13 protein-coding genes are annotated in these 13,587 nt (G+C 49.8%); 4 read left to right on the top strand and 9 right to left on the bottom strand.

All coding sequences use genetic code 11. From position 1 onward, the window contains the following. Positions 1-269: 269 nt before the first annotated feature. From mioC to BZG80_RS14790, 9 genes are all read right to left on the bottom strand, one after another. Entirely contained in the window at positions 270-722 is a 453-nt protein-coding gene (gene mioC, locus BZG80_RS14830) for an FMN-binding protein MioC (protein ID WP_077661258.1), read from the bottom strand. Between the two features lie 219 nt (positions 723-941). After that, positions 942-2,306 carry a tRNA uridine-5-carboxymethylaminomethyl(34) synthesis GTPase MnmE gene (mnmE, locus tag BZG80_RS14825; RefSeq protein ID WP_077677236.1) on the bottom strand — a complete coding sequence of 455 codons (1,365 nt, stop codon included), beginning with the start codon at positions 2,304-2,306 and terminating at the stop codon, positions 942-944. A gap of 99 nt (positions 2,307-2,405) precedes the next feature. Then, positions 2,406-4,022 carry a membrane protein insertase YidC gene (gene yidC / locus BZG80_RS14820; RefSeq protein ID WP_077679697.1) on the bottom strand — a complete coding sequence of 539 codons (1,617 nt, stop codon included), beginning with the start codon at positions 4,020-4,022 and terminating at the stop codon, positions 2,406-2,408. 2 nt (positions 4,023-4,024) lie between these two features. Beyond that, positions 4,025-4,285, bottom strand: coding sequence for a membrane protein insertion efficiency factor YidD (gene yidD / locus BZG80_RS14815; protein ID WP_077456636.1), 261 nt, complete (start codon positions 4,283-4,285; stop codon positions 4,025-4,027). Continuing rightward, positions 4,237-4,608: a ribonuclease P protein component gene (gene rnpA, locus BZG80_RS14810; protein ID WP_025744540.1), complete on the bottom strand. Its 372-nt coding sequence runs from the start codon at positions 4,606-4,608 to the stop codon at positions 4,237-4,239. Before rnpA ends, yidD begins: the two co-directional genes overlap by 49 nt. Before the next feature lie 13 nt (positions 4,609-4,621). Beyond that, complete coding sequence (rpmH, locus tag BZG80_RS14805; RefSeq protein ID WP_025672864.1) at positions 4,622-4,756, bottom strand: 50S ribosomal protein L34; 135 nt, start codon at positions 4,754-4,756, stop codon at positions 4,622-4,624. A 209-nt stretch (positions 4,757-4,965) separates the two neighbouring features. Continuing rightward, complete coding sequence (locus tag BZG80_RS14800) at positions 4,966-5,712, bottom strand: amino acid ABC transporter ATP-binding protein (RefSeq protein ID WP_077679696.1); 747 nt, start codon at positions 5,710-5,712, stop codon at positions 4,966-4,968. Then, positions 5,709-6,380, bottom strand: coding sequence for an amino acid ABC transporter permease (locus BZG80_RS14795; RefSeq protein WP_077461794.1), 672 nt, complete (start codon positions 6,378-6,380; stop codon positions 5,709-5,711). The genes BZG80_RS14800 and BZG80_RS14795 overlap by 4 nt, the downstream gene beginning before the upstream one ends. Positions 6,381-6,437: 57 nt before the next feature. After that, entirely contained in the window at positions 6,438-7,190 is a 753-nt protein-coding gene (locus BZG80_RS14790; protein WP_025744541.1) for an amino acid ABC transporter substrate-binding protein, read from the bottom strand. A 346-nt stretch (positions 7,191-7,536) separates the two neighbouring features. Between BZG80_RS14790 and dnaA the strand changes: the two genes are divergently transcribed. The 4 genes from dnaA to gyrB are packed head-to-tail and all read left to right on the top strand — an operon-like array spanning position 7,537 to position 13,556. Beyond that, entirely contained in the window at positions 7,537-8,934 is a 1,398-nt protein-coding gene (gene dnaA, locus BZG80_RS14785) for a chromosomal replication initiator protein DnaA (RefSeq protein ID WP_025744542.1), read from the top strand. 2 nt (positions 8,935-8,936) lie between these two features. Beyond that, complete coding sequence (gene dnaN / locus BZG80_RS14780; RefSeq protein WP_025744543.1) at positions 8,937-10,037, top strand: DNA polymerase III subunit beta; 1,101 nt, start codon at positions 8,937-8,939, stop codon at positions 10,035-10,037. Between the two features lie 3 nt (positions 10,038-10,040). After that, complete coding sequence (recF, locus tag BZG80_RS14775; RefSeq protein WP_077679695.1) at positions 10,041-11,120, top strand: DNA replication/repair protein RecF; 1,080 nt, start codon at positions 10,041-10,043, stop codon at positions 11,118-11,120. Positions 11,121-11,138: 18 nt separating this feature from the next. After that, positions 11,139-13,556, top strand: a complete 2,418-nt coding sequence (gene gyrB, locus BZG80_RS14770) for a DNA topoisomerase (ATP-hydrolyzing) subunit B (RefSeq protein ID WP_077461796.1) — start codon at positions 11,139-11,141, stop codon at positions 13,554-13,556. Positions 13,557-13,587: the final 31 nt, after the last annotated feature.

The following is a 13,587-nucleotide window of genomic DNA, read 5'->3' as shown; positions in this document are numbered from 1 at the left end:
ATATATATAAGATCTTTATATAGATCCTTTATTAGATCTACTACTAAGGAAGCGGATCTCAGTGGATAAGCGGTAAAAGATCATTGAGATCAAGGATCTTGGAACGATCACTTTCTGTGGGTGGCCTTGGATCGGATCCTGTATCACCTGGGATCAAAATGCCCTTTTATCCACAGGGCGATCAGAAAGAAAAACTATCAAATGGATAACTAAAGGAAGATCACTGGGTTATTCCTTAGTTATCCACAGTCTGTTTGGTTAATTATTGTTCACTTAGATGCCTGAAGTAATGGCTCCCAATCGGTTAACCAGCGTTCCGCTTCATCTTCCGGAACCGGATGAGCTTGAATATCGATGTCGATTCGTTCGCCAATTTTGACGGCCCCGAGATCTTGTAATAGGGCGTCTGCTTTCATGCCAGCTTCACAAAAGGTGTCATAACTAGAATCGCCAATGCCAACCACCCCGTATTTCAACGCACGTAGCATCGGACGTTCGGTCATTAGCTGTTCCATCAGAGGGGCGATGCTCTCAGGGAAGTCGCCAGCGCCATGAGTCGATGTGACGACTAAGAGCGTGCTGGCGCCCAATACATCATCGAGGATCCCCTCATTGATAACCGCCGTTTGGTACCCCTTTGCCTGCAGTTGATCTGATAGGTGATCGCCAACATATTCCGCGCCGCCCAAGGTACTGCCTGTAATAATTGTTATATTCGCCATATTATCCTCACGATTAAGAGTCTCTTGCCTAGTATTGAGACCTTGTTCCAGGGAGTCAATTCTTGCTGAATATTGCGGGTATCTTCGGGGATGCAGTCGAGGGGATCATGGTGAAAACTATGGGGATAACTTATGATCTTATAACAAGGATAACCGCGATCAACACAGTAGGATAAAGGGATCCTTTGTGTAAGGATCCCGTGATCAGGTTGGGGATAATTATTTGCCGATACAAAATGAGGAGAAGATTTTTCCTAATAAGTCATCGGCACTAAATTCGCCAGTAATGGTGTTGAGGTACTGCTGGGTCAAGCGTAACTCTTCCGCCAATATTTCACCGGCCATGTAACCTTCTAGTTGTGTTTGACCAATGTCCAGGTGTGCGGCTGCACTGGCGAGTGCGTCTAAGTGGCGGCGACGTGCCATAAAACCCCCTTCACTGCCTCCTGCATAGCCCATACAGGCTTTGAGGTGTTGGCGGAGTGCATCGACGCCTTGGCCTGTTTTAGCGCTAAGGCGGATAAGCGCTGGGTGGTTGGTATCGCAGTGGCCCATAGGCTCGCCCGTCATGTCGGCTTTATTACGGATCACCGTCATGCCCATATCTTGGGGTAAACGGGACACAAAGTCCGGCCAGATATCATGTGGATCGGTAGCGTCAGTGGTGGTGCCATCCACCATAAATAAAACGCGATCTGCTTGTTCTATTTCGTCCCACGCTCTTTCCACGCCGATGCGTTCGACCTCGTCGGTAGCGTCACGTAGGCCTGCGGTATCAATAATATGCAAAGGCATACCGTCGAGATGAATGTGTTCACGCAGCACATCGCGAGTGGTCCCGGCAATATCGGTGACGATGGCACTGTCTTTCCCCGACAAGGCATTGAGTAAGCTCGATTTACCTGCATTTGGGCGGCCAGCGATTACCACTTTCATTCCTTCACGCATGATGGCGCCTTGGTTGGCCTCTTTACGCAGTGTGGCGAGGTGCTCAATAATGTGATTGAGATCGCTGGCGACCTTACCATCGGAGAGAAAATCGATTTCTTCATCGGGAAAATCAATTGCGGCTTCGACGTAAATGCGCAGGTGAATGACCTTTTCCACCAGCGCGTTCACCTGGCTAGAGAAGGCGCCTTGTAGCGACTGTAGCGCCGAACGTGCGGCTTGCTCAGAGCTGGCATCAATCAAGTCAGCAATGGCTTCTGCTTGCGCGAGATCCAACTTATCATTTAAAAACGCGCGTTCAGAGAATTCTCCCGGGCGAGCGGCTCGTACCCCGTCAAAGGCGCTAATCCTTTGGATGAGCATATCCATGATAACGGGGCCACCGTGGCCTTGCAGTTCAAGCACGTCTTCGCCCGTGAACGAATGAGGGCCTTTAAAGAATAGCGCGATGCCTTGATCGATAGGCTGACCATCCTGGTCGAGAAAGGGGAGATAGTCAGCACGACGAGGCACCAACTCACGTCCGGTCATATTTTTGCCAATCTCATGGGCGAGGGGGCCAGACACGCGAACGATTCCCACGCCGCCCCGGCCAGTTGCTGTGGCTTGCGCCACGATAGTGTCTGTTTGAGCCATAATGCACACTCTATGATTGCAGTGACAGGCCTGTGGGCCATTAACGTGAAAAAGGCGACCGCCAGGTCGCCTTTTTATTATTGCTTGACGCGGCCTGATTTACGAGCGCGAATGCAGGCCTTTTTTCTCCAACGACTTGTAGATTAACGTCTGCTGGAGCAGTGTGACTACGTTCGATACCAACCAGTATAGAACCAGACCGGATGGGAAGAACAAGAAGAAGAAAGTGAAGACCACGGGCATAAAGGTCATGATCTTCTGCTGCATCGGATCGGTGACCGTGGTTGGACTCATTTTCTGAATCAGGAACATAGACGCCCCCATCAACAGGGGTAGCACATAGAAAGGGTCTTGTGCTGACAAGTCTTGAATCCAACCAAAGAAAGGTGCGTGACGTAGTTCGACCGATTCCATCAATGCCCAATAGAGCGCAATGAAGATCGGCATTTGCAGCACTAGCGGTAAGCAGCCACCCAGTGGGTTAACTTTTTCGCGCTTGTACAGCTCCATCATTTCTTGGCTCATGCGCTGACGGTCGTCACCAATACGCTCTTTCATTTCTTGCAGTTTAGGCTGCAGCATGCGCATTTTCGCCATCGAGGTGTACTGCGCTTTGGTAAGCGGGTACATGGCACCACGGACGATAAAGGTCAGCATAATGATTGATAGACCCCAGTTACCGACAAAGGTCTGAATGGTTGATAGCAACCAATGCAAAGGCTTGGCGATAAACCAGAGCCAGCCATAGTCGACCACAAGATCCAAGCTTGGCGCCACGGCGGCCATTTGTTCTTGCAGTTTCGGGCCAACCCATAGAGTTGCCGTTAGGGTCTTACTGGTACCAGCAGGAATGGTGTCACTGGTTTTGGTCTGAATATAACCGTATTGCGAGGTGGTACGTGTGCTCAACACATTATTGTCGGCTCGTGGGATCCACGCGGTGGCAAAGTAGTGTTGAATCATGGCCGCCCAACCTTGATCAAAGGTTACGCTGAGATTTTTGCTTTCCATGTCATCAAAGCTGTACTTCTCGTAACGCTTGTCGTCCGTTGAGTAAGCGCTGCCGCGATAAGTCGGCATGGTTAGGCTACCACCATCATCCAGCAAGTTTTGTTTGAGCTGGGTGTACATAGTGACGCTGGCATTCGCATCGGTTTGGTTATTGATTGTATGCTCAACGTCTACCGCATAACTACCACGTTTAAATACAAAGGTTTTGGTATAACTGATCCCTTCTTTTTCGACTGTCATCGGGACGCGCAAAGTGTCTTGATCGTCTGAGAGAGAGAAGTCGTTCTGGGTCACCTGGTATTGTGCGCGGCCTTCAGCGGTATCAATGCCATTGGCACCAATTAAACCACTTTGGGCGACAAAGGTATGATCTGGCTTAGTATGTAGCAGGGTGAAGGCATTATCAGAGTCCAGCTCAGCATCGTATTGTGGAAGCTCGGCATGGATAACATCACCGCCTTGCGTATCAATTTTTAGTGTTAATACGTCGGTTTTGATGGTGACGAGCTTGTCAGAGACAGGCTGTGCATCAAGAGACGTGGTATCGTTACCGTCATTGCTGCTTGGCACGTCACTGTGAGTCGTTTGCTGCTGCTCAACGCCCTGTCCCTGCGGCTGCGGGGATTCTGGTTTGCTCCATTCCATGTATAGCATGAAAGAAACGAACAATAGGGCAATCAACAGGATATTGCGTTGGGAATCCATTGTTAATTGTCTCTGTTATGGTGGTCGCAAGGCGGTACAGGATCGTAGCCGCCATCATTCAAAGGGTGGCATTTTAATAGACGTTTGCCTGCCAACCAACACCCTTTTATCACACCATGGGATTGAATCGCCATGATGGCGTAATGGGAGCAGGTTGGTGTGAACCGGCATCGTGGCCCAATTAATGGGCTAATCACCAGTTGGTATCCCCGAATCAGCGCGATGAGCGCTTTTTGCGCGGCGGTCGCGACAAACGTTGCCATAACTTGTCCAATTCGTCTCGCAGCGCTTGATTACTCAGGTTGTTGGCACTTTTTTTCGCGATAACCACAAAGTCTTTCGCCGGCAGTTGATGCTGACGTAAACGAAAACTCTCGCGAACCACACGTTTAAAGCGGTTGCGATCAACGGCAAGTTTGATTTGCTTTTTCGGGACAGCTTGACCGAGACGTGGGTGTTCGAGCGCGGTGTTTCTGGCGAGTATAGTCAAGTGCGGCGAACCTGCGCGATGAGGTTGCTGAAAGACGGCACTGAAATGTTCGGGAGTTAGCAGACGTAACTCCCGAGGATAAGCGAGCTTATTCACAAATCACTACGGATTATTTAGAAAGCTGCTTGCGGCCTTTCGCACGGCGAGCGGCAATGACCTTACGGCCGTTCTTAGTCGCCATGCGCGCACGGAAACCGTGAGTGCGCTTACGCTTTAGAACTGAAGGTTGAAAAGTGCGTTTCATGGTTTCTACCTTTATTACTGATCAGTGTTAGGTTTGTTAACCCGACGTGGGAGGATAGCAGTATGCTTGTCTCCGACGCCTCTCAACAAAGAGGGCGGATTGTAGCCATTGACTAACGATTAGTCAATCACAAAACCCACGCCACTTCGGGCCGTGAATTATAAGCGCTTAGTCGCAGATCGCAAGGATCCTTGCCAACTGATCGCAAATTAAGCGGTGATCCCGACTTGATTCAAAAACTTATGCAATCGGGGATCATCACAGTGATTAAACAGCCAATCCGGTGTGCCCTGAGCGATAATATTGCCATCGTTCATAAATACCACACGATCAGCAACATCACGCGCAAACTGCATCTCGTGGGTCACCACCAGCATGGTTTGGTGGCGAGTGGCGAGCTTTTTCATTAGCGCTAACACCTCGCCTACCCATTCTGGATCGAGCGCGGATGTTGGCTCATCGAAAAGCAGTAGCTCGGCTTCCAGCGCCATCGCACGGCCAATCCCTACGCGTTGTTGTTGGCCACCCGATAAAGAGGCCGGATAGTGGTCGCCTTTATCGCCAAGCCCGATATCGTCCAAAATCTGTTGCGCGCGCTGGCGGGCTTTGGCTTTTTGCCATCCTTTTACAGTGCGCAGGCCTTCAGCAATGTTATCGCGTGCGCTCAGGTGGGCAAACAAGGCATAGTTTTGGAATACAAACCCAGTTTGACGCCGCAACGCCAGAATGTCCTTTTTTGGAGTGGCTGAATTGCCGCTATCGACGCGTTGTTCGTCGATTGTTATCACGCCTTGCTCCGCACGCTCTAGGAAATTAATGCAGCGCAATAAAGTAGATTTCCCAGTACCACTTGGACCAATAATACAGACGATTTCGCCACGTTCGATAGCCAAATCAATCCCATCGAGAACAGCGATGCCCTGATAGACTTTTTTCAACTTTTCTATTTTTATCATCGTTGATACGCCTTATTGAGGTGTGCTTCGGCCCAATATTGCACGCGGGTGAGTGCGACCACGATCGCCCAGTAAATGAGCGCGACGGCCAAGTAGGCTTCAAAAAACTTGAAACTGGATGAGGCTTCCATTTGCGCTTGTGCCATGATTTCGGTCACGCCTAGTGTAAAAGCGAGAGAGGTGGCTTTAATCATATCGATGAAATAGTTCATCAACGACGGCAGAGCAATGCGCACGGCTTGCGGTAAAATAATGCGTTGCATGGCTTGTCGCGTCGTCATTCCGATGGCTAAGCTTGCTTCCATCTGACTGCGATCGACCCCGAGAATTGCGGCACGAATCGATTCGGCCATATAGGCAGAAAAGTGCAAACTGATCCCAATCACGGCTGCAGTAAAGGCATCCATCCCCACTAAACTGGGGATCACCTGTGGTAAGCCATAATAGAGCAAAAACAACTGCACCAATAAAGGGGTGCCGCGAAAGAAACTAATGAAGATTTGCGCTAAGCCATTTAACCCAGGGACACGAAAGACGCGAATTAAGGCGATGGCGACGGCTAAGGCGAGGGAGAAAAGTAGCCCCAAAAAGGCCATTTCCATGGTGATCCCTAAATAGCTAAGCAATAGAGGGAACAGCGAGACCATATAATCGAAATCAAACGCCATGAGAGTCCTTTAAACAAAAAAGCCCGCCAACGCGGGCTTTTTAATGTTGGTGAATACTTACTTTTGGGTGACGTCAGCACCAAACCACTTGATCGAAATATCGGCTAACGTGCCGTCATCACGCATGTTGACGAGTGTTGTGTTCACCTCATCACGTAAGCGCTGGCCGCGGTCGTTGTCAACAAATGGCCAGGCGTTGGCAATGGTTTCAAAAGGCTGACCCGCTAATTGTAGAGGCAAGCCCGACTCTTTGATCAATTGTAGTGCGGAGAGGCGGTCCATAATAAACGCATCGGCACGGCCCAGGGCCACATCGTGCTCAATACCGGTTTCGTAGGTTTTGATATGGATATCATCGGACGCTGAATGATCGCGAAGGAGTTGCTCAAAGTTAGAGCCCAAGTTCACCGCGACCGTCTTATCTTTTAAATCTGCGACGGACTGAATCGCGTCATTGCCCTTACGAACCGTGATTTGCGCCCCATCGACGACATACGGGTTGGTAAACAAATATTTCGCTTGGCGCTCATCGGTGATAGTGATTTGGTTTGAAATCGTATCGATACGGCCAGTTTGTAAAAGCCCAAATAAGCCCGAGAAGTTAGCCGTTACATACTCGATATCGTAGTCATTACGCTGACCAATCTCATCCCAAAGGTCGACTTCAAACCCTTGTAGTTGGTCTTGTTTGACAAAGGTAAAAGGAAAGTATCGGCCAGACATGCCCACTTTGACGGTGTCTGATGCAAAAGCGGGGACTGAAATCACCATGCTCAGGCTGAGCAGGGCGTTGAGGATCCATTTAGTCATGAAAAACTCCGTAATAACCACATCAATATTGATAGGAAACGTAATATAGAGGGGCGACGAGGGGACGAGAAATACCTTGTTGTTATGAGTAATAACGTATTAACAGGCGTGAGTCGGATCGATGCGGGACATGGCCTCGAATTCTCGGACTGGTCACGACGACCATGTGCGTAATGTTGTGAGTAAAAAGCGGGTAGGCTGTGGCGATCTCTGGGTTATCTGTGGGATCTATGTGCATAAGTCGGATCTTATTCACTGATTTCGGGATCTTGTGGGTAGCGATCTGGGCGCGACAGGAGTACCATTATGACCTTTTCCTTTTCGGTATAACTGCGTGGAGTCAAACGTGTCATCATCGCTTTGGTTGCAGTGTCTTGAACGGCTTCAAGATGATTTACCTGCAACAGAATTTAGTATGTGGGTACGGCCACTTCAAGCCGAACTCAATGACAATACGTTGACCCTGTTTGCCCCTAACCGTTTTGTGCTTGATTGGGTGCGGGATAAATATTTGCATCAGATTAATCAACTGCTGAATGAGTTTTGTGGTGTCGACGTGCCTATGCTGCGCTTTGAAGTGGGCAGTAAACCGGTTGCTGCTGCGCCGCAATCTGCGCCAGCTGGCCCGGCGTCAGCCCCTGCGCCTCAACAAGCGGCCCCTGCCCCCACTCGTGGACGCGTTTGGGAGCCGGCACCGTCACCGGTGCAATCGGATGTCAATCATCGCTCCAACGTGAATCCGAAACACAAGTTTAATAACTTTGTGGAAGGTAAATCGAACCAGCTTGCACTCGCGGCGGCACGGCAGGTCTCGGGAAACCCGGGAGCGGCATATAATCCGCTGTTTTTGTATGGTGGGACGGGGCTGGGTAAAACGCACTTGCTCCATGCGGTGGGGAATGCTATTTCCGATCGAAAGGCAGATGCTCGCGTGGTTTACATGCACTCTGAGCGGTTTGTGCAAGACATGGTCAAAGCACTGCAGAACAACGCCATCGAAGAGTTTAAGCGCTACTACCGCAGCGTGGATGCGCTCTTGATCGATGATATTCAGTTTTTTGCCAATAAAGAGCGCTCACAAGAAGAGTTTTTCCATACCTTTAATGCCTTGCTTGAGGGGAATCAGCAGATCATTTTGACCTCCGATCGCTACCCAAAAGAAATCAATGGGGTTGAGGATCGCTTGAAATCACGCTTTGGTTGGGGCCTGACGGTTGCTATCGAACCGCCTGAATTGGAAACGCGTGTGGCGATCTTGATGAAAAAGGCAGAAGACCACGCGATTCGTTTGCCGGATGAAGTTGCCTTCTTTATTGCTAAGCGGTTGCGGTCGAATGTCCGTGAACTGGAAGGGGCGCTTAATCGTGTCATTGCCAACGCCAACTTTACCGGCCGCGCGATCACCATTGATTTCGTTCGGGAAGCGTTGCGCGATTTGTTGGCGCTACAAGAAAAGCTGGTCACTATCGATAATATTCAGAAAACCGTGGCAGAATATTATAAAATCAAGATGGCGGATTTGTTATCTAAGCGCCGGTCTCGCTCGGTTGCACGCCCTCGTCAAATGGCGATGGCCTTATCGAAAGAGCTGACCAACCACAGCTTGCCAGAAATTGGTGATGCCTTTGGCGGTCGTGACCATACAACCGTATTGCATGCATGCCGTAAAATTGAGCAACTGCGTGAAGAAAGTCACGATATTAAAGAAGATTACTCTAACCTGATTCGAACATTGTCGTCCTAATTATGAAATTTATTCTTACGCGTGAGCAGCTACTTCAACCGCTGCAACAAGTTTCTGGGGCTTTAGGTGGGCGCAGTACCTTACCGATCTTAAGCAATCTTCTGATTGAAGTCGCCGAGCAGCAACTTAAGCTCACCGCCACTGATATGGAGGTGGAGCTTAATGCAACGGCACCGTTGGAGGGAGAGCATCAAGATGGGGCGATAACGGTTCCCTCGCGTAAGTTCATGGATATTATCAAAGGCTTGAACAGTGAAGCCCGTATTACGGTTGCTCAAGAAGGTGATCGTGTCGTGGTGCGAGCGGGTCGAAGCCGGTTCACCTTGTCCACCTTGCCGGCTAGCGATTATCCCAACATCGATGATTGGCAAGCGGATGTAAGCCTGCAGCTGCCACAAAATAAACTGAATCACCTGATTGATGCGACTCAGTTTTCAATGGCAAACCAAGATGTGCGGTATTATCTCAATGGCTTGCTGTTCGAAACCGATGGACAAACGCTACGTACGGTAGGGACCGATGGTCACCGTATGGCAGTGTGCCACCTGACCATGGATGAAAGCGCGCCAGCGCAACAAGTGATTGTGCCGCGTAAAGGCGTCAGTGAGCTAGCGCGTTTGTTGGATGATAGTGAGAATCCGGTCAATATTCAGATTGGTGCTTCCAATATTCGTGCGGTAGTCGGCAACGTGACCTTTACTTCGAAGTTAGTCGATGGACGATTTCCTGACTATCGCCGAGTGCTGCCGCAATCGACGTCTCGGACACTTGAGGTTAATTGCGCGGAGCTCAAGCAAGCCTTGTCGTTAGCCGCGGTGCTGTCGAACGAGAAATTTCGTGGTGTTCGGATGAATATTGATGGCAGTGAGCTGCGCATCTCTGCCAATAACCCCGAGCAAGAAGAAGCGGAAGAATTTTTGGAAGTGAATTATCAAGGCGAGGCCATCGAGATTGGTTTTAACGTCAGTTATGTTTTAGATGTGCTCAACGTTTTGCGCTGTAACACTGTCCGTTTTTCAATGACAGACGCGGTCGGCAGTACTTTGATTGAGGACTGTGATCGCGATGATGCCATGTATGTCGTGATGCCCATTCGCCTCTAGATTATGGCGCTCACTCGACTGGTCATTCATGACTTCAGAAATATTGAAGCCTGCGATATCGAACTGTCGTCAGGCTTTAACTTTTTAATTGGCCCCAACGGCAGTGGAAAAACCAGTGTCTTGGAGGCGATTCATTTTCTTGGCCACGGGCGCTCATTTCGCAGCGCACTGAACAGCCGTGTGATCCGTCATCAACAACCGAGCTTAACGGTCCATGGCCGGGTGAAAACGCAAGATGGGATCTTGCTTCCGGTCGGCATTCAAAAGTGCCGAGACGGTAGTGCCGATGTTAAAATAGGCCAAGAAAAAGGGCAAAAGCTGGTGGCACTGGCCAAAGTCTTGCCCTTGCAGCTGATTACCCCTGAAGGGTTTGAGCTATTAACAGATGGTCCTAAATTTCGCCGTGCGTATATTGACTGGGGGGTGTTTCATTCCCAACCCGGTTTTTTTGAAGCGTGGACGCGGGTCAAGCGGCTCACCAAGCAACGGAACGCCGCGCTTAAAACTGCGCGCAATTACCGTGATATACAAGTGTGGGATGCAGAACTTGCTAGCTTGGCCGAGCAAATTAGTGTTTGGCGACAAGCTTATGTTAATGCTGTGGCCGAGCGCGCAACGGCGTTATGCCAGGCATTTTTACCCGAGTTCTCGATTCAGTTTCGGTTCTCCCAAGGCTGGGAGCGCGGTGCAGATTACCAGGCTTTGTTGGCGACTAACTTCGAACGCGATCAGCAAATGGGCTACACGGTGTCTGGACCACACAAAGCCGATTTACGCATCAAGGTGGCCGGTACCCCGGTCGATGATGTGCTCTCTCGAGGGCAACTAAAATTGATGGTTTGTGCGCTTCGGCTTGCACAAGGACAGCTATATAGCGAAGAGCAAGGCATCGCCTGTATTTACCTGATCGATGACTTTGCCTCAGAATTAGACAGCCGCCGCCGGGCACTGCTCGCCAGTGAATTGACCCGGATCGGGGCGCAGGTTTTTGTCAGCGCCATTAGTGCCGATCAAGTCGCGGAAATTTGCGACGAAAATAGTAAGATGTTTCATGTGGAACATGGCAAAATTAACGCAGGATAAATAAGCGAGAGTAACTCAATGTCCAACGAATACGATTCATCGAGTATCAAGGTACTGAAGGGCTTGGATGCCGTCCGTAAGCGTCCGGGAATGTATATCGGCGACACCGACGACGGTACCGGCCTACACCATATGGTGTTTGAGGTGGTCGATAACTCGATCGATGAAGCACTGGCCGGACATTGTAACGATATCGTGACCACCATTCACGAAGACGGCTCTGTGTCGGTCCGCGACGACGGTCGTGGTATCCCTGTCGATATTCACGAAGAAGAGGGTGTTTCAGCTGCCCAAGTTATCATGACCGTGCTGCACGCCGGGGGTAAATTTGATGATAACTCGTATAAAGTGTCGGGCGGCCTACACGGTGTCGGTGTCTCTGTGGTTAACGCACTGTCAGAAAAGCTTGAATTGACAATTTGGCGTAACGGTTATGCCCACCAACTCAATTTTTCTCATGGTGAGCCACTGGGTCCCTTGGTTCAACTGGGCGAAACCGATCAAACCGGTACCCGCATTCGTTTTTGGCCGAGTGAAGAAACCTTCACGGATATTCACTTCAACTACGAGATCCTCGCCAAGCGCTTACGTGAATTGTCTTTCCTTAACTCGGGTGTGTCGATTCGATTGATTGACGAGCGCGAGGAAGACAAATCGGATCACTTTAAATATGAAGGCGGTATCCGTGCGTTCGTTGAGCATTTGAATAAAAAGAAAACCGCGATTCATCCATCGGTGTTCCATTTTGAACATATGCGTGATGATGGCGTTAGCGTCGAAGTCTCAATGCAGTGGAATGATGGTTACCAAGAGAACATCTACTGTTTTACCAACAATATTCCACAGCGCGACGGTGGTACGCATTTGGCTGGGTTCCGCGGTGCACTGACGCGAACCTTAAACAGCTTTATGGACAAAGAAGGCTACTCGAAAAAAGCTAAAGCAGCGACGTCTGGCGATGATGCCCGTGAAGGTTTGACGGCGGTGGTATCGGTCAAAGTCCCTGATCCTAAGTTTTCGAGCCAAACCAAAGACAAACTGGTGTCATCGGAAGTGAAATCGGCGGTTGAGTCGGCGATGAGCAGCCACTTGTCTGACTTTTTAATTGAACATCCAGCCGATGCCAAAGTGGTGTGCTCCAAGATTATTGATGCCGCACGTGCACGTGATGCAGCGCGTAAAGCGCGTGAAATGACACGTCGTAAAGGGGCACTAGACTTAGCTGGCTTGCCTGGTAAATTGGCCGACTGCCAAGAAAAAGATCCTGCCCTGTCTGAGCTCTACATTGTGGAGGGTGACTCAGCCGGTGGCTCAGCGAAACAAGGGCGTAATCGCAAAAACCAAGCGATATTGCCGCTTAAAGGTAAGATCTTAAACGTGGAAAAAGCCCGTTTTGATAAGATGTTATCGTCGCAAGAAGTGGCGACTCTGATCACCGCCATGGGCTGTGGGATTGGTCGCGAAGAGTACAACCCCGATAAGCTACGCTATCACAGCATCATTATCATGACGGATGCTGACGTTGATGGCTCGCACATTCGTACCTTGTTATTAACCTTCTTCTATCGCCAAATGCCTGAGTTGATTGAGCGTGGTTATATTTATATCGCTCAGCCACCTCTTTATAAAGTGAAGAAGGGTAAGCAAGAGCAGTACATCAAAGACGATGAAGCGATGGAGCAATATCAGGTGGCGCTGGCACTAGAAAATGCCTCATTATTTGTGAACCCTGATGCGCCAGCGATGCACGGTGAATCGCTTGAAAAGCTGGTCAAAGAGTACAATGGTGTGCTTAAACTGATTCAGCGTATGAAGCGTCGTTATCCCGCGGCATTGCTGAATGAGCTACTGTACCAACCGCGTTTAGCGGTCGAGGAACTTCGTGACGAATGGGCCGCGAAGAAGTGGGTTGAGAACATTGTCGACATCCTTAATCGCAAATCGACCGGTGAAAGCCACTATCAAGCGTCTTGTCGCTTTGATGAAGAGCATCAAGTTTGGGTGCCTGAGCTGGTGGTGCGAACCCATGGCGTTGATTATAAGTACCAGGTCAGCTATGACTTCCTGAATTCGAAAGAATATGGGCGTATTGCGAGCTTATCGGAAACACTCGATCAGCTACTTGACGAGGGTGCTTACGTGAAGCGTGGGGAACGGACCCAAAAAGTGGAGACCTTTGAGCAGGCGCTAAACTGGTTGGTTAAAGAATCCATGCGTGGTGTCTCGCGTCAGCGTTATAAAGGTTTGGGGGAGATGAATCCTGATCAACTTTGGGAGACCACCATGGATCCTGAAGGGCGCCGTATGATGCAGGTGACTATCCACGATGCGGTTGCGGCCGATGAGCTGTTTACCACCTTGATGGGTGATCAAGTTGAGCCTCGTCGGGCCTTTATTGAAAACAACGCGCTGAAAGTGGAAAACCTCGACGTGTAAACTACTGATCCGTTAGTTGTCTCTATTAAGG

Source organism: Salinivibrio sp. MA440 (assembly GCF_001996265.1).
Lineage (GTDB): Bacteria > Pseudomonadota > Gammaproteobacteria > Enterobacterales > Vibrionaceae > Salinivibrio > Salinivibrio costicola.
The sequence above is the reverse complement of the archived record's forward strand: the minus strand, read 5'-3'. Positions and strand labels throughout refer to the sequence as shown.

Coding starts and splice junctions, on each gene's coding strand:
- gyrB (WP_077461796.1), top strand. CDS start 11,139: ATGTCCAACGAATACGATTCATCGAGTATCAAGGTACTGAAGGGCTTG.
- BZG80_RS14790 (WP_025744541.1), bottom strand. CDS start 7,190: ATGACTAAATGGATCCTCAACGCCCTGCTCAGCCTGAGCATGGTGATT.
- rpmH (WP_025672864.1), bottom strand. CDS start 4,756: ATGAAACGCACTTTTCAACCTTCAGTTCTAAAGCGTAAGCGCACTCAC.
- dnaN (WP_025744543.1), top strand. CDS start 8,937: ATGAAATTTATTCTTACGCGTGAGCAGCTACTTCAACCGCTGCAACAA.
- BZG80_RS14795 (WP_077461794.1), bottom strand. CDS start 6,380: ATGGCGTTTGATTTCGATTATATGGTCTCGCTGTTCCCTCTATTGCTT.
- yidD (WP_077456636.1), bottom strand. CDS start 4,285: ATGGCAACGTTTGTCGCGACCGCCGCGCAAAAAGCGCTCATCGCGCTG.
- yidC (WP_077679697.1), bottom strand. CDS start 4,022: ATGGATTCCCAACGCAATATCCTGTTGATTGCCCTATTGTTCGTTTCT.
- mnmE (WP_077677236.1), bottom strand. CDS start 2,306: ATGGCTCAAACAGACACTATCGTGGCGCAAGCCACAGCAACTGGCCGG.
- BZG80_RS14800 (WP_077679696.1), bottom strand. CDS start 5,712: ATGATAAAAATAGAAAAGTTGAAAAAAGTCTATCAGGGCATCGCTGTT.
- mioC (WP_077661258.1), bottom strand. CDS start 722: ATGGCGAATATAACAATTATTACAGGCAGTACCTTGGGCGGCGCGGAA.
- recF (WP_077679695.1), top strand. CDS start 10,041: ATGGCGCTCACTCGACTGGTCATTCATGACTTCAGAAATATTGAAGCC.